Source organism: Streptomyces sp. NPDC006385 (genome assembly GCF_040612485.1).
Taxonomy (GTDB): domain Bacteria; phylum Actinomycetota; class Actinomycetes; order Streptomycetales; family Streptomycetaceae; genus Streptomyces.
The window spans coordinates 1-15,018 of record NZ_JBEXQG010000039.1 but is presented as its reverse complement, the minus strand read 5'-3'; the positions used below and the strand labels follow the sequence as shown (position 1 = coordinate 15,018).

At 70.2% G+C, this 15,018-nt stretch carries 13 protein-coding genes and 1 riboswitch; of the genes, 3 read left to right on the top strand and 10 right to left on the bottom strand.

Going from position 1 to position 15,018, the window contains the following annotated elements:
- Positions 1-40 precede the first annotated feature (40 nt).
- Entirely contained in the window at positions 41-1,216 is a 1,176-nt protein-coding gene (locus ABZ078_RS26490; protein ID WP_356579123.1) for an MBL fold metallo-hydrolase, read from the bottom strand.
- Positions 1,217-1,523: 307 nt separating this feature from the next.
- On the opposite strand from ABZ078_RS26490, the gene ABZ078_RS26485 reads away from it, so the two are divergent.
- Both ABZ078_RS26485 and ABZ078_RS26480 read left to right on the top strand, forming a co-directional pair.
- Positions 1,524-2,702, top strand: coding sequence for a Glu/Leu/Phe/Val dehydrogenase dimerization domain-containing protein (locus ABZ078_RS26485; RefSeq protein ID WP_356579121.1), 1,179 nt, complete (start codon positions 1,524-1,526; stop codon positions 2,700-2,702).
- 103 nt (positions 2,703-2,805) lie between these two features.
- The gene (locus tag ABZ078_RS26480) at positions 2,806-3,426 is read left to right on the top strand and encodes a TetR family transcriptional regulator C-terminal domain-containing protein (protein ID WP_356579119.1); all 621 of its coding nucleotides are present in this window, start codon (positions 2,806-2,808) and stop codon (positions 3,424-3,426) included.
- A 370-nt stretch (positions 3,427-3,796) separates the two neighbouring features.
- Here the strand turns inward: ABZ078_RS26480 and ABZ078_RS26475 are convergent, their stop codons facing one another.
- From ABZ078_RS26475 to ABZ078_RS26460, 4 genes are all read right to left on the bottom strand, one after another.
- Positions 3,797-4,582, bottom strand: a complete 786-nt coding sequence (locus tag ABZ078_RS26475) for an SGNH/GDSL hydrolase family protein (protein ID WP_356579245.1) — start codon at positions 4,580-4,582, stop codon at positions 3,797-3,799.
- 145 nt (positions 4,583-4,727) lie between these two features.
- Entirely contained in the window at positions 4,728-5,441 is a 714-nt protein-coding gene (locus tag ABZ078_RS26470; RefSeq protein WP_356579117.1) for a DUF6250 domain-containing protein, read from the bottom strand.
- A 206-nt stretch (positions 5,442-5,647) separates the two neighbouring features.
- On the bottom strand, positions 5,648-6,589 hold the full coding sequence (locus ABZ078_RS26465; RefSeq protein ID WP_356579115.1) for a LysM peptidoglycan-binding domain-containing M23 family metallopeptidase: 942 nt from the start codon (positions 6,587-6,589) through the stop codon (positions 5,648-5,650).
- 4 nt (positions 6,590-6,593) lie between these two features.
- Positions 6,594-6,788: riboswitch (cyclic di-AMP (ydaO/yuaA leader) on the bottom strand.
- 270 nt (positions 6,789-7,058) lie between these two features.
- Positions 7,059-9,128, bottom strand: a complete 2,070-nt coding sequence (locus tag ABZ078_RS26460; protein ID WP_356579113.1) for an alpha-galactosidase — start codon at positions 9,126-9,128, stop codon at positions 7,059-7,061.
- 181 nt (positions 9,129-9,309) lie between these two features.
- Between ABZ078_RS26460 and ABZ078_RS26455 the strand changes: the two genes are divergently transcribed.
- On the top strand, positions 9,310-10,107 hold the full coding sequence (locus ABZ078_RS26455; protein ID WP_356579243.1) for a tyrosine-protein phosphatase: 798 nt from the start codon (positions 9,310-9,312) through the stop codon (positions 10,105-10,107).
- A gap of 31 nt (positions 10,108-10,138) precedes the next feature.
- Here the strand turns inward: ABZ078_RS26455 and ABZ078_RS26450 are convergent, their stop codons facing one another.
- The 5 genes from ABZ078_RS26450 to ABZ078_RS26430 all read right to left on the bottom strand — a co-directional run.
- Positions 10,139-10,258, bottom strand: a complete 120-nt coding sequence (locus tag ABZ078_RS26450) for a DUF6126 family protein (RefSeq protein WP_356579111.1) — start codon at positions 10,256-10,258, stop codon at positions 10,139-10,141.
- Complete coding sequence (locus ABZ078_RS26445; protein ID WP_356579109.1) at positions 10,255-10,890, bottom strand: XRE family transcriptional regulator; 636 nt, start codon at positions 10,888-10,890, stop codon at positions 10,255-10,257. The genes ABZ078_RS26450 and ABZ078_RS26445 overlap by 4 nt, the downstream gene beginning before the upstream one ends.
- Positions 10,891-10,979: 89 nt before the next feature.
- A complete protein-coding gene (locus ABZ078_RS26440; protein WP_356579107.1) occupies positions 10,980-12,365 on the bottom strand; it encodes an aspartate aminotransferase family protein in 1,386 nt (461 codons plus the stop codon).
- A complete protein-coding gene (gene dxs, locus ABZ078_RS26435) occupies positions 12,362-14,320 on the bottom strand; it encodes a 1-deoxy-D-xylulose-5-phosphate synthase (protein WP_356579105.1) in 1,959 nt (652 codons plus the stop codon). The genes ABZ078_RS26440 and dxs overlap by 4 nt, the downstream gene beginning before the upstream one ends.
- A 31-nt stretch (positions 14,321-14,351) precedes the next feature.
- On the bottom strand, positions 14,352-15,018 hold a 667-nt coding region (locus tag ABZ078_RS26430; RefSeq protein WP_356579103.1), incomplete at its 5' end, for a flavodoxin-dependent (E)-4-hydroxy-3-methylbut-2-enyl-diphosphate synthase.

Here is a 15,018-nt window from a genome sequence, read left to right as displayed (position 1 = left end):
TACCGAGCCCGCGCACGCCCCTGGCTGTGCCGAGCCCGCCTTAGACCACCGCTGTGCCGTCGGGCCCCGAGGCGACCGGCGGCCACGCCGGCCACCCCTCGGCGGGGGCCTCGGTCACCTCACGCCACCACGGCACGACGGGCGGTACGGCGGCCGGCTCGAAGGGCTCACCGCAGCGGGGAGCCGCCATCGTGACCCCGGCCTTGTGCGTGGCCCGCATCATCCACTCTCCCGGCTCCGCCCACGGATGCGGCGCCAGATTGAAGGTCCCCCAGTGGATCGGCAGCATGACGCCCCCGGTCGGATCGCCGCCCTGCAGGTCGAGGTGGGCCCGGACGCCCTCCTCCGGCGTCATGTGGATGTCCGGCCAGAAGTCCGAGTAGGCGCCGACCTGGATCATCGTGGCGTCGAACGGGCCGTACTCGGCGCCGATGTCCTTGAAGCCCTCGAAGTAGCCGGTGTCGCCGCTGTGGTACACCCGGTGCTCGTCGGAGGCGACGGCCCAGGACGCCCAGAGGGTGTGCTGCGTGTTGCGCAGTCCGCGGCCGCAGAAGTGGCGGGCCGGGGTGGCGGTCAGGGTGAGTCCGCCGACCTTCGTCGTCTCGTGCCAGTCCAGCTCGCGCAGCCGGTCGGCGGACACGCCCCAGTGTTCGAGGTGCGCGCCGACGCCGAGCGGTACGGCGAACAGCGTGTCCGTGCCGGCCAGCGCCTTGATCGTGGGCATGTCCAGGTGGTCGTAGTGGTCGTGCGAGATGACGACGACGTCGACCGGGCCGAGCGCGGCGAGCGGCAACGGCACGGGGTGCAGCCGCTTGGGCCCGGCGAAGGGGAACGGCGAGCAGCGCTCGCCCCACACGGGATCGAAGAGCACCCGGTGGCCGTCGATCTCCGCGAGGACGCTGGAGTGTCCCATCCAGGTCAGGCGCAGTCCGCCGGCGGGCGGCTTCGCGAGGTCGGCGTAGGTGGTGGGGTGCACCGGCACCGTGCCCTTGGGGGCACGGCGGGGCCGGGTGTCCTTGTCGAAGAAGACCTTGGCGAACTGAACCATCGATCCGGACGGCCGGGTCCGGGCGGCGCCCCCGGGGTTCTGGAAGACCCCGTTCCTGAAGTGCGGCGATCTCCGGATGCGCGCCATGCGCTCACCGTTCGGATCCACGCCGAAGGCTTCGGGCCGCAGGGCGCGGAGCCCGGAGCTCGGAAGACGGAAACCGGCCACGGTACCTCCAGGTGGAGTCGGTAAGGCTTCCATTATGGTCAGCCCCTCCGACAGCCCGGATGGCCCGAGCGACGGCTCCGGGCGATGTACCCCGGGCGACGGCCCCGGGCGACGGCCCCGAACGCCCCGCCCCGCGCGACCGCGCCCCGGAAGCCCCCCGCACTACATTGACATGTACCCGCCCCCGCTCCAATACTGACCCGTCGTTCAGTACCAGCGCGCGACTCACGGCTCCCTCCGCCCCCTCCCCTCCCCTCCCCTCCCCTCCCCTTCCCTCCCCTTCCCTCCCCCCGGAGACCGAGACCCCATGACCCCTCCCTTGTTGTCGCTCACCTGGACCGACCACGTCACCGGCCGCCAGGGCTTCCTGGTCGTCGACCGGCTGGTGCGCGGTGTGTCCAGCGGCGGACTGCGGATGCGGCCGGGCTGCACGCTGGACGAGGTCGCCGGGCTCGCCCGCGGCATGAGCGTGAAGGAAGCACTGCACTACGACCCCGAGACCCGTTACGTCCCCCTGGGCGGCGCCAAGGGTGGCATCGACTGCGACCCCCGGGATCCGGAGGCGTACGGCCTCCTGGTGCGCTACCTGAGGTCCATGCGGCCGTACATCGAGAGCTGCTGGACCACGGGCGAGGACCTAGGTCTCACCCAGGACCTGGTCGACCGGGCGGTCGGCGAGGCCGGGCTCGTCTCCTCCGTCCAGGCCGTGTATCCGCTGCTCGACGACGAGGAAGGCGCCCGTCGGCGGATCGCGGACGCGTTCGCGGTCGAGGTGGACGGCATCGGGCTCGACGAGTTGGTCGGCGGCTGCGGCGTCGCCGAGTCGGTGCTCACCGCCCTGGATCGGGCGGGTGTGCCGTACTGGAGGACCCGCGTCTCCCTACAGGGATTCGGCACCATGGGCGGTGCCACGGCACGCTTCCTCACGCGCGCGGGACTCACCGTCGTGGCGATCGCCGACATCAAGGGGACGATTGCCAACCCGGCGGGCCTGGACGTCGAGGCCCTGCTCACGGCGCGGGACGCGTACGGCACCGTGGACCGCGACGCGCTGCGCCCTGGCGACCGCGAACTGCCGGGCGACGCCTGGTTGTCGGCCGAGGCGGAGGTACTGGTACCGGCGGCCGTCTCGTACGCGGTCGACATCGCGAACCAGGGCCGGATCACCGCCCGTTGGATAGCCGAAGCGGCCAACATGCCCGTACGACCCGAGGCGGAGGAACTGCTGGCCGCGCGGGGCATCACCGTCCTGCCGGACGTCGTGGTCAACTCGGCGACCAATGCCTGGTGGTGGTGGACGCTGTTCGGCGACCTCGACGCCGAGGCGGACGAGGCGTTCGCCCACATTCGACGCTCGATGCGTGTCCTGACCGACCGCATACTGGGCCGTGCCGAGGCCGACGGGACAACCCCCCGGTCCGCCGCGCACGCCATCGCGGCGGACCGGCTGTCGGTGACCGCCGAGCGGTTCGGCTGGCACCGGTGACCGTGGGCGGCGTGTTCTCACAGGGGCGAGTCCTCGCAGGGGCGTGTCCTCGCAGGGACGCGGGGCCCTCTGACGGCCGACACCCAGGCCTTATGGTGACGGCGTGGCAAGAGTGCGGTTGAGCGTGGCCGAGCGGCGTGAGGAGTTGCTGCGGGCCGCCGTCGAGCAGATAGAGGCGCGGGGCGTGGTGGCGGTGAGAATCGCCGACGTGGCCGCGGCGCTCGGGGTGAGCAACGCTCTGGTGCTCTATCACTTCGCCACGAAGGAGAAACTGGTCGCCGCCGCGTTCACCCACGCCGCCGAGGGTGACCTGGCCCGTCTGCGCAGGATCCTCGGCCGCCGTACGACGGCGCTGCGACGGTTGCGGGCTGCCGTGCGCTGGTACGCGCCGACCGGCCAGGCCAAGGGCTGGCGGCTGTGGATCGAGGGCTGGGCCGCGGCGTTGCGCGAGCCCGCCCTTCAGGAGGTCACACGGGACCTCGACCGGCAGTGGAAGGCGGCCATCACCAAGGTCATCGCGGAGGGCGTGGCCGCGGAGGAGTTCCACTGCCCCGACCCCACCGGCACGGCCCTGCGCCTGACGGCGCTCCTCGACGGGCTCGCCGTACAGCTGACGTCATATCCGGGCGCGGTGTCACGCACGCGTGCCCGGGAGTGGGTGGACGAGGCGCTCGCCCGGGAACTCGGGCTGGAGCGGGATGCCTTGACAGCGTCGACGCGGTGAGACCGCGGCCTACGTGTGACCGACCCATGGGTGGGACCGACACATACGTGTGGTCGCCCCATAGGCGAGCTGGACACATACGTGCGAGCGGGCCCGTACGTGTGGTCGCCCCATAGGCGAGCCGGACACATACGTACGAGCGGGCCCATACGTGTGATCGGCCCATGGGTGAGCCGGACACATACGCGAGACGGACATATACGTGCCCCGGCCCATAGGTGAGACCGACACATACGGCCGCCCTGCCATAGGGCTTGCCCGCCCTGCCATAAGACTTGCTCCCGGCGTCACCTGTCGGACGACATCCGCGCGGGCCGTACCGATCACGCGTCGGCACGGCCCGCACCCACCGTTCGCTCGCGAACCGCTCTCAAGCCACCCAGTCGATCCGCATCTTGATGTCGTCCGGGGACAGCGCGCCCTTGGCCGTCACATGGTCCCCCGACGACTCACCGCGCAGGCGCCGCCCGATCCAGGGCACCAGGTACTCGCGCGCCCAGTGGACGTCGTCCCGCCGGATCTCGAGGGTGCCGCGGGGCGGAAGCGGAGGCCAGGGCTGGTCCGGGTCGGCCGGCACCTCCAGGCCGAGGACCTGGCCCGCGCGGAGCGCCACGCGCGTGTGCCCCTCGGGGGACAGGTGGAGCCGGTCGTCGTCCCAGGCCCTGCGGTCCTGAACGGTCTTCAGGGACCACAGGTCGAGCACGGGACAGCCGTACCGGTCGGCGATGGCCCGCACATGGCCGTTGTACGTGGCGATCTTGCCGCGCAGATGCTTCAACAGGGGCACGCCACGGGTGTCGAAACCGGTCGTCACCATGACGGTGCCGATCGCGGAGGTGAGCCGGGCGACCGCACGCTCGAAGCGCTCGGCCACCTCGTCGGGGTCGGTTCCGGGCCGGATGATGTCGTTGCCGCCCGCGCAGAACGAGATCAGGTCCGGGGCCAGTTCGATGGCCCGTGGGAGCTGGTCCGCCACGATCTGGTCGAGCAGTTTGCCGCGCACGGCGAGGTTGGTGTAGTCGAAGTCGCCCTCGGGCCGCCGGTCCGCGAGCAGGACCGCGAACCGGTCGGCCCAGCCGACGAACGCCCCGTCGGGGCCGGGGTCGCCGACGCCCTCGGTGAAGCTGTCCCCCACCGCGACGTACGACCCGATCACTGATCTGCTGTCATTCTTCGAATCGTCTGCCACGTCGGCACATGATTCACCTTCCAATGTGACCTACGCGACCGTAGGAAGGGATTGACGAGCGGTGAGATAAGCCACTCCCAAAGTGTTGACCAAGCCCGGAATAACCCTCTGATCAGGCGCGTTGAGGGCGCAGCCGCCACACTCGGAAGTCACTGACGCGGAAGTGGCTCCACACGGTCCGGAAGGCGAAGTGCCCGCTGGTGTAGGGCTGCTGGTCGATGTGGTCGAAGACGAGCCGCCCGTTGTTCCACCACTGGACGGTCGAACCGTCGGCCACGATACGGACCCGGTTCGGCTGGTTCGGCACCAGCAGCGGTTCGGTGTAGTCGAGGACCAGCGGACGCACCCCGGCCTCGCCGACGTAGCGGCGCAGTCGTGTCGTGGTGTTGTAGTTGGCGCCGTAACCGGAGTAGTAGGTCTTGAGGTAGTCGTACTCCGCCAGCGCGCCGCCCCGCTCGGTGGCGAAGAGGTCGTCCGGGGAGCGGACGTCGAGGGCGTTCCAGAAGTTGTTGAGGTCGGAGACGCGGTCGTTGGGCCCGCCTTCCGAGACGGCGGTGGCCGTGTACTGGAGGACGTACGGCCCTTCGAGGCGCTTCTTGAACCACACCGTCGCACCACTGGGCACGTCGATCTCCAGGACGCCGCGCGACGCGGTGACGGTGCCGCCGTCCTGCAACTCGGTCGCCCACCGGCCCAGGCCGTGGCAGAAGTTGTCGTGGGCGATGAGCCGGCCACGGGGAGCGGCACTCGCCGTGCCCGCGGGAGCCAGTGCGCCCAGGGCCGCGCCGGCGGCCAGGATTCCGAATGCTCTGCGCGTGGTCGTCACGGATCGGGGCTCCTTCGCTGGGGCGATGACTTGGAGGTGTGACAGCGGCAGCACGGCAGAAAGCGCTTGCCCCGTCTGACGGAGATCACTCTCCCGTCATCGCCCCCTCCCTGTCGACACCCCGGACACACCGAAGGCCGGACCCGGGGATCGGGGTCCGGCCTTCGACTCGCGTGTCAGGCAGGCGGCTTCGCCGAAGGCGACCGTCAGCCGATGGCAACGCCCTTCGAGCGGAGGTAGGCGACCGGGTCCAGGTCCGAGCCGTAGTCCGGCGTGGTGCGGATCTCGAAGTGCAGGTGCGGACCGGTCGAGTTGCCGGTCGAGCCGGACAGCCCGACCTCCTGGCCCGCGGTGACGGACTGGCCGCTCGACACCGAGAGGGACGACAGGTGGGCGTACTGCGCGTAGTGTCCGTCGGCGAGCTGGATGACGACCTGGTTGCCGTACGCACCGGCCCAGCCGGCGGAGACGACCGTGCCCGCGCCCACGGCCTTCAGCGAGGTACCGGTCGGGACGACGAAGTCCACGCCGGTGTGGTAGCCGCTGGACCACATGCTGCCCGCCACCTTGTAGGCGGTGCCGACGGCGGCACCGGCCACGGGGGCCGTGAAGCCGTTGGTGGTGCCGGTGGTCCCGGCGCTCTCGGCGGCCGTGGTCGCCTTCGACGCGGCGGACTTCGACGACTTCGACGCGGACGAGTCCGAGGACGATGACGATGACGATGACGAGGAAGGGGAGGACGACTTGGGGGTGCTCGTCGCGGCCTTCTTGCCGCCGATGGTGAGCTTCAGACCGGGGTGGATCAGCGACGGGTCGTCGCCGACGGTCTCCCGGTTGTCGGCGTAGAGCTTCTTCCAGCCGCCGCTCACGTTCTGCTCGTCGGCGATCTTCGAAAGGTAGTCGCCGGCCTTCACGGAATACGTCCGCACATCCGCCTTCTGCGTCGTCTCCTTCTTCTCGGCGGCCTTCTGACCGGCAACCGGAAGAACCTGAACGGCCTTTTCCGAAACGGACTGCGAGGGAGCGGCGTGGGCCCCGGTGGCACCGATGAACGGGAGGGCGAGAGCGGCGCCGCCGGTTCCGGCGACTGCGATGGAGCGGGTGAAGCGGGGGGGCTTCGGGCGGCGGTGCTTACCCTTCGCGGGCATGGCGAATTCCTCTCCGGCGCCTGCGAGGTGAGCTGTCGGGTGCGGGCTGGAGATGCCCGGCCGCGTCGGGGACGCGACTTGACCCCAAGCCTGTTCCGGAGACCGGAACAGGCGGTTGTACCTGTGGGTCCCCCGCTCCTGCCGTACGGGTGAGTTTGCGCGGGATCCGGGCGGCGGCAGGATTAGGCGTCCGTCCGGATTGGTGGCGAACGTAAGCGAGGAAGACGCATGGGAACAAGCGAGAGGTTCCGTCCGAATGCGTTCCTGTTGATCCCTTGCGGGAATTACCGGTCACCCTCCGTGCATTATTGGGGCGCCGCCAAACACAAAGCCCCATGAGAAGCACGTGAATTACGTGGACATGACGGGCGACACACGGTCACGAATATGACGCTCCTCACGTGACACTGCTCCACCTTCCTTCAGGCGAGAGCGAGTTGGAATGAAGGCGCCAATTCGGACAGAACTCCTAGATGCGACGCAGCCGGATAACCGTCGCATCGAGGTCGCCGCACAACCCGGTACGCAGTCCGTGATGCAGCAATACTGCACCTCTGTGAATTTCGCCCGTTTCAAGGCATTCGTACGACGCTGTCGGGTCGAGCGCGCGCAGCCGCAGCGCCGGGGCGGGCTCGCCGTAACGCTGGGCCTGGAGCCAGGCGAGGACGACCGCCTCATCCCCGAGCGCGTACTGCACCGCGCTCAGTCCGCCCGCCGGAGGCCGCAGCCGGTAGAGGTCACCGCGCTGCACCACGGGCCGGATCTCCTTGTACAGCGCCACCCACTCCCGGGCCTCGGCGAGTTCCTCCTCGCTCCACCGCGCGAGGTCGCCCCCGACCCCGAGCACTCCGGCCATGGCGCTCACGAACCGGAAGCGCAGGGAGCTGGCGCGCTGGTTGAGCATGGCGTTCGGGCTGTCGGTGACCCAGGCGGCCATGGCGCGGGCCGGGTGGATCTGACTGAAGCCGTGCTGGATGTCCAGCCGGTCCAGCGGGTCGGTGTTGTCCGAGGTCCACACCTGGTCCGTACGGCTCAGCACGCCGAGGTCGATCCGCCCGCCGCCGCCCGAGCAGGACTCGAAGGCGACGCCCGGATGGGCGGCCCGCAGCCGGTCCAGCAGGCCGTACAGCGCGCGCACATGGTCGACCCACAGCCGCTGCGGGTACGACTCCCCGGGCCAGCCGGCGTCGGTGAAGCAGCGGTTGAAGTCCCACTTCACATAGTCGATCGGGGCGCTGGAGAGGAGCCCGTCGAGCCGCTCCCAGAGGTACTCCTGGACATCCTCGCGCGCGAGGTTCAGCACGAGCTGATTGCGGAATTCCGTCCGCTTTCGACCCGTTTGATGCTGAACCCAGTCGGGATGGGTGCGATACAACTCACTGTCCGGATTGACCATTTCCGGTTCGACCCAGATGCCGAACTGCATACCGAGGGCGTGCACGTACTCCGCGAGCGGCCTGAGCCCGGACGGGAAGCGGTCGGGGTTCGGCGTCCAGTCGCCGAGCCCGGCGCGGTCGCTGGTGCGCGCCCCGAACCAACCGTCGTCGACCACGAACAGTTCGACACCGATGGCCGCCGCCCGCCGCGCGAGCACGCTCTGCTGATCCTCGGAGATGTCGAACTCGGTCGCCTCCCAGGAGTTGAACAGCACCGGCCGGTCCTGGCCTGCGTCCGGGATCACGTACGCGCGCTGGTACGCGTGCCAGGCCCGGCTCGCCCCGCCGAAGCCGCTGTCGCTCCACAACCCGGCGAAGACGGGCGTCGTGAAGGACTCCCCCGGGGCCAGCCGCAGCAGACCGGAGTCGTCGTGTCCGGCCCCGCCGGTGATCTGCACGCGCGCGTCCGGGAGTTGGGCGACGGCGATGCGCCAGGACCCGGACCAGCCGAGAGCGCAGCCGTAGACCTCACCGCGCTCCTCGGTGGCGTCCGTGTCGAGCGCGACCCACGGCAGGTGCTGGTGCCCGGTGTGCCCGCGACGGCTGCCGATGACCTTCTCACCGTAGGTGAGAGGAGACCGCACAAGACGGGACTCGGCGCCCCAGCGGCCGTGCAGCTGGGACAGCCGCCAGTCCTCCCGGTCCGGCAGCGTCCAGGTGGCCGAGTCGGCGCGCAGGAGCTCCAGGGCGCGCCCCTGGTTGTGCAGCGTCACCCAGCGCTCCACGATGTCGTCGCGCATCCGGTAGTGCAGGGTGACGTACAGACCCCCGTCACGAAAGCGCAACCGCAGCTCGTCGCCCTCGGTCTCGTACCGCTCGAAGCCCCACTCGGTGCCGTGCCGCTCGTCGCTGCGCACGGACAGGGCGGGCCGTACGAAGCGGGGGCCGCCCTCGACCGGGTACTCCTCACGCCCGTCGAGCGGGGACTCGAAGGCCCAGTACTGCGGCAACGGGCTCGCGGCGAGGGCCTCGGCGTCGGCGAGTGCGATCCGCGGCCCCCAGTGGAGGTGCAGGAGCTCGTCGCCGTCGGTCAGGTGGACGGCGTAACCGCTGGTCGGCCCGGAGAGGAGCCATGTACGGCCGTTGTCGGAGATCTCCAGCATCAAGCCCTCACAGATACGAACAGGTGCGATCAAGTCCCAACATCATCAAGGTCTCGGCCGCCCCGGGGCAACGCCTGTGGACAACTCATTGCCCCAGGAAGCCATGTCGTATCGTCGGGAGCGCACCCCGTCGGCCACCACGCCGAGCCGCGCCGCCGGGGCCGACTGGGAGGGAGCCCCCGTGACGCAGCAGATCCCGTCCACCGAGCCCGAACTGGCTGGAGTCCGCAATTTCCGCGATGTAGGCGGACTGCCGACAGTGGACGGTCGGCGGGTGCGGCACGGAGTGCTGTTCCGCAGCGGCCACCTGGCGCACGCGACCGAGGACGACGCCGCCTTCCTCGGCTCCCTGGGCCTGCACACGATCTTCGACTTCCGCAACGCGGCCGACCAGAAGCTCGAGGGCCCGGACGTGGAGCTGCCGGGCGTGCGCAATGTGAACCTGCCGCTGAGCGACCCCGCGGACGGCGCGGAGTTCTGGAAGATGGTCCGCGACGGCGACATCGACCAGCTGCGAGAGATCCTGGCGGACGGCAAGGCCGCGAACCGGATGATCGCCTCGTACCGCACGATCATCAAGGAGCGCACCGGCGAGCACTCCCAGGTGCTGCACGCGCTCGCCGAGGACAGCGTCCCCGCCCTGATGCACTGCGCCGCCGGCAAGGACCGCGCCGGCCTGTCCATCGCCGTGACGCTGCTCGCCCTCGGCGTCGAGCGCGAGGCGATCCTCACCGACTACCTGGAGTCCAACGCCAAGCACCGCCGCTACAAGGTGCACCGCAGCAGCAGCGCCGCCTCGGCCTACTCCCCCGAGGTCATGGAGCTGCTCAGCCCTCTGTTCGACGCCCGCGCCGAGTATCTGACGGCGGCCTTCGAGACGATCGAGGAGACGTGGGGCGGCGTCGACGCCTATGTGGAGCAGGGTCTGCGGATCACCCCGGAGACCCGCGAGCGACTGCGCGAGCGGCTGCTCGACTGAGCCCCGGCCGCCACGGCCACGCCTCGCACGCCTACTGCGCGCCCGCCTCGAACAGCAGGTAGATGAAGGCCGCGAAGACATGCCCCACCGCGATGTAGATGATGAGCCGCACCCACAGGGCGCGCGGGAACTTCTCCTCCATGTCGCTCACGGCGTCTCTCCAAGCGTGGGGCCCAGGCACAGCGTGGCCGTGGGGCTCTGCAGCAGGGTGTGGACGAACAGCAGCTCGACCCCGCCCTGGTCCTGGGCGGCGATGCGGTGCGGGGTGAGCGAGTCGAAGTGCGCGCTGTCGCCGGGCGCGAGCCGGTGCGTGGTGTCCCCGAGGCGCAACCGCAGCCGCCCGTTGAGGACATAGAGCCACTCCTCGCCGGGATGCACGCGCACGATGTCGCCCTGCGAGCCGTACGGCACGTGGACGCGCAGCGCCTGCATCCCGCGCCCGGGGGCGCCGGCCTGCCAGTACGTCCAGCCGCCCGCCTCGGTCGGCTCCATGTCCGCGGAGCTCACCACGGCGTCCCGGTCGGCGACCGTCTCGCCGAGCAGCTCGGAGACGGTCGTACCGTAGACGCGTGCGAGCGCGAGCAGCATCGGCAGCGAGGGCTGGCGCTGCCCGGTCTCCAGACGGGAGAGGTGGGCGGGCGACAGCCCGGCGGAGCGGGCCGCGGCCTCCAGGGTGAGGGAGGCGCGGCGGCGCAGCGCACGGAGCTGGGGCGCGACGGCGGGCAGGGCTTGGGCCGCCCCGGTCGTCGGCTCCGGCTCGTGTCCGGTATCGGCAGAGCTCATGCTCTCCATTCAGCCCGAGGCTTGCCTGATCGGCAATTTTCTTGCCTCAAAGGCAAAAGAGGCGGCCTCGGACGAGCTCGTACCATGTTCTAGCGGTTGCCGACCGCCTGCTTGATCAGCGTCTTGCCGAAGTCCCAGATCAGCCCGCCACCACTGTGCGCGTCGTCCATCACGTCGGTGAAGGCGTCCACGAACCGGCCCACCTCCCGCTCGCCGATGATCAGCGGCGGAATCAGCTTGATCACCTCCAGGTGGTCCCCGGAGACCTGGGTGAGGATCCGGTGCCGACGTAGCAGTGGCACGACGACCATCTGCGCGAACAGGCCCTTGCGCGCGGCCTGCAGCATGGTCCAACGGCTGCGCAGCTTCAGCGAGTCGGGGCGGCCGAACTCGATGCCGATCATCAGCCCCCGGCCACGGACGTCGGCGAGCAGCTCGTACTTGTCGATCAGCGCCGCGAGCCGGGACTTCAGCTGCTCGCCTGTCGCCCGGGCATGGGCGACGAGCTGTTCGTTCTCCATGACGGACAGCACGGCGAGCCCGGCCGCCATGGCCTGCGCGTTGGATCCGAAGCTCGCCGAGTGGACCAGCACGCGGTCCATGGACGAGTAGACCTTCTTGAAGATCCAGTCCTTGCCGAGCGTGGCACTCACCGGCACATAGCCCCCGGAGAGCGCCTTGGCCACACACACCAGGTCGGGTTCGACGCCGTCCTCGTGCTGATAGGCGTAGAAGTCGCCGGTCCTGCCGAGCCCGGTCTGCACCTCGTCGGCGACGAGCAGCGCCTTGTGCCGGTGCAGCAACTCCTGGGCGGCCCGCAGATAGCCGGGTGGGGCCTCGTGCACGCCCTTGCCCTGGATCGGCTCGACGATCAGGGCCGCCACGTCGCCCTTCCGCAGCTCCCGTGCCAGGGCGTCGAGATCGCCGAGCGGTACGGCCGTGTCGGGCAGGAGCGGGGCGAATCCGTCCCGGAAGCCGGCCTCGCCGTTGACGGACAGGGAGCCGGTGGTCAGTCCGTGGAAGGCGTGCTCGCAGTACAGGATCCGCGGCCTTCCGGTGACGAACCGCGCGAACTTCAGCGCGGCCTCCACTGCCTCCGTCCCGCTGTTGCCGAAGAACACCCGGTCCAGGTGAGGGCTGTGCGCGAGCAGCTTCTCGGCCAGCAGCCCGGGCAGCGGCTGGCAGTCGAAGCGGGTGAGGTCGGCGAGGGAGGCGTCGAGGACGTCGTGCAGCGCCTTGCGGACGACGGGGTGGTGGCGCCCCAGGCCCATCACCCCGAACCCGGCGAGCATGTCCAGGTAGTCGTCGCCGTCCGCGTCCCAGAAGTAGGCGCCCTCGGCCCGCTCGTAGACCTTGTCGAAGCCGATGGTGCGCAGCATGCGCGGGAGCTGGTGGTTCAGGTACTCGCTGTGCAGCTCGTAGCGCTCGTCTCCGCGCTCGGCGAGGAGTGTGCCGAGGTCGAACTCGGTGGTCATTCAGCCTTCTCCTTGACTGGCACGGCGGTACGACCGTCCTGGCCGCCGTCGGCCCGCTCTGTGCCGGCCGGGCCGTCCTCGGCCTCCTTGAGGGCCAGGCTCGCGCTGATCCGTCCGGCGACCTCGACGGGCGTGAGCCCGATGTCGGCGAGCACCTCGCCCCGCTTGGCGTGCGCGAGGAACTGCTCCGGGATGCCGAACCGCCGTACGGGCACATCGACATCGGCGTCGCCCAGCGCCAGGGCCACCGCGGCACCGACCCCGGCAGAGCGGCTGTTGTCCTCGACGACGGCCACCAGCCGGTGCCGGGCGGCGAGGGGCGGCAGCGCGGGGTCGACGGGTTTGACCCAGCGCGGGTCGACGACGGTGCAGGTGATGCCGCGTGCCTCCAGCAGCTCGGCCGCCTGGAGGCACACCGGGGCCATCACACCGACGGCTACCAGGAGGACGTCCGGCTCCTGGGCCGACCGGTGCAGCACGTCCAGGCCGCCGATCCGGTCGACCGCCGGGATCGACGGGCCGACCGACTCCTTCGGGAACCGCACCAGCGTGGGGGCGTCGTCGACGGCCACCGCCTCCCGCAGCTGCGCCCGCAACTGGTCGGCGTCACGCGGCGCGGCGATCCTGAGGCCGGGCACGACCTGGAGGATCGACATGTCCCACATGCCGTTGTGGGAGGGCCCGTCGGCACCTGTGACGCCGGCCCGGTCAAGCACGAACGTCACTGCGCAGCGGTGCAGCGCGACGTCCATGAGGAGCTGGTCGAAGGCCCGGTTGAGGAACGTGGCGTAGACGGCGACGACCGGATGCAGCCCACCCGTCGCGAGCCCGGCCGCCGACACGGCCGCGTGCTGCTCGGCGATCCCGACGTCCCAGACCCGGTCCGGGAACCGCTGCGCGAACCTGCCCAGCCCGACGGGATGCAGCATGGCCGCCGTGATCGCCACGACGTCCTCCCGTTCCTCCCCGATCCGCACGATCTCGTCCCCGAACACCGAGGTCCACGACGGCCCGTTGGACGGCGCGAGCGGCTCGCAGGTCAGCGGGTCCATCACACCGACGGTGTGGAAGTGGTCCTCCTCGTGCGCCACGGCGGGTTCGTAGCCGCGCCCCTTCTCCGTCAGGCAGTGGACCAGCACGGGCCCGTGGAAGCGCTTGGCCCTGCGCAGCGCGGACTCGACGGCCCCGATGTCGTGTCCGTCGATCGGGCCGACGTACTTCAGGCCCAGGTCCTCGAACATGCCCTGCGGTGCGAAGGCGTCCTTGAAGCCCTTCTTCGCGCCGTGCAGGGACTCGTAGAGCGTGTTGCCCACCAGCGGGGTCCGCAGCAGTACGTCCTTGCCCCAGGCCAGGACCTTCTCGTAGCCGTCGGTCGTGCGCAGGGCGGCCAGGTGGTTGGCGAGGCCCCCGATGGTCGGGGCGTACGAGCGTTCGTTGTCGTTGACGACGATGATCAGCGGCCGGTCCTTGGCGGCCGCGATGTTGTTCAGCGCCTCCCAGGCCATGCCGCCGGTCAGTGCGCCGTCGCCGATCACCGCGACGACATGGCCCTTCTCCCCCTGCACCTGGCGGGCCTTGGCGAGTCCGTCGGCCCAGCCGAGCGCGGTGGAGGCGTGGCTGTTCTCGACGATGTCGTGCTCGGACTCCTCCCGCGAGGGGTAGCCGGACAGGCCGCCCTTGCGGCGCAGCTTGGAGAAGTCCTGACGGCCCGTCAGGAGCTTGTGCACGTAGCTCTGGTGGCCGGTGTCCCAGACGATGCGGTCGACCGGCGACTCGAAGACCCGGTGGAGCGCGATGGAGAGTTCCACCACCCCCAGGTTGGGCCCGAGATGTCCGCCGGTCCTGGCGACCGCGTGCACCAGGAACTCCCTGATCTCGTCGGACAGTTCACCGAGTTCCGCCTCGGACAGCGCCTTCAGGTCGCGCGGTCCCCGGATGCTCTCCAGAATCGTCACGCTCGGGCCCCCTCTCGGTCCGTGCCTTGCTTCAACTCACAGTCACTGCTGGTTTCCCCGTGACGATGGGGGCGCCCGATGCGGCCCCGTCCTGCTCCATCTGCTCGGCGATCTTCATCGCCTCCTCGATCAGGGTCTCGACGATCTTGGACTCGGGCACGGTCTTGATGACCTCGCCCTTGACGAAGATCTGTCCCTTGCCGTTGCCGGAGGCGACACCGAGGTCGGCCTCGCGCGCCTCGCCGGGGCCGTTCACCACGCACCCCATGACCGCGACGCGCAGCGGCACCTCCATGCCCTCCAGGCCGGCCGTCACCTCCTCGGCCAGCTTGTAGACGTCCACCTGCGCTCGCCCGCACGACGGGCAGGAGACGATCTCCAGGCGACGCTGCCGCAGCCCCAGCGACTCCAGGATCTGGATGCCGACCTTGACCTCTTCGGCGGGCGGTGCGCTCAGGGACACCCGGATCGTGTCACCGATCCCGCGCGACAGCAGGGCGCCGAAGGCCACGGCCGACTTGATGGTGCCCTGGAACGCCGGGCCGGCCTCCGTCACCCCGAGGTGCAGCGGGTAGTCACACCTCTCGGCGAGCAGCTGATACGCGTTGACCATCACCACGGGGTCGTTGTGCTTCACCGAGATCTTGATGTCCCGGAAGTCGTGCTCCTCGAACAGCGACGCCTCCCACAGCGCCGAC

Excerpts from the sequence above, each read along its gene's own strand:
- ABZ078_RS26485 (WP_356579121.1), top strand. The coding sequence starts at position 1,524 with ATGACCCCTCCCTTGTTGTCGCTCACCTGGACCGACCACGTCACCGGC.
- ABZ078_RS26465 (WP_356579115.1), bottom strand. The coding sequence starts at position 6,589 with ATGCCCGCGAAGGGTAAGCACCGCCGCCCGAAGCCCCCCCGCTTCACC.
- ABZ078_RS26460 (WP_356579113.1), bottom strand. The coding sequence starts at position 9,128 with ATGCTGGAGATCTCCGACAACGGCCGTACATGGCTCCTCTCCGGGCCG.
- ABZ078_RS26445 (WP_356579109.1), bottom strand. The coding sequence starts at position 10,890 with ATGAGCTCTGCCGATACCGGACACGAGCCGGAGCCGACGACCGGGGCG.
- ABZ078_RS26440 (WP_356579107.1), bottom strand. The coding sequence starts at position 12,365 with ATGACCACCGAGTTCGACCTCGGCACACTCCTCGCCGAGCGCGGAGAC.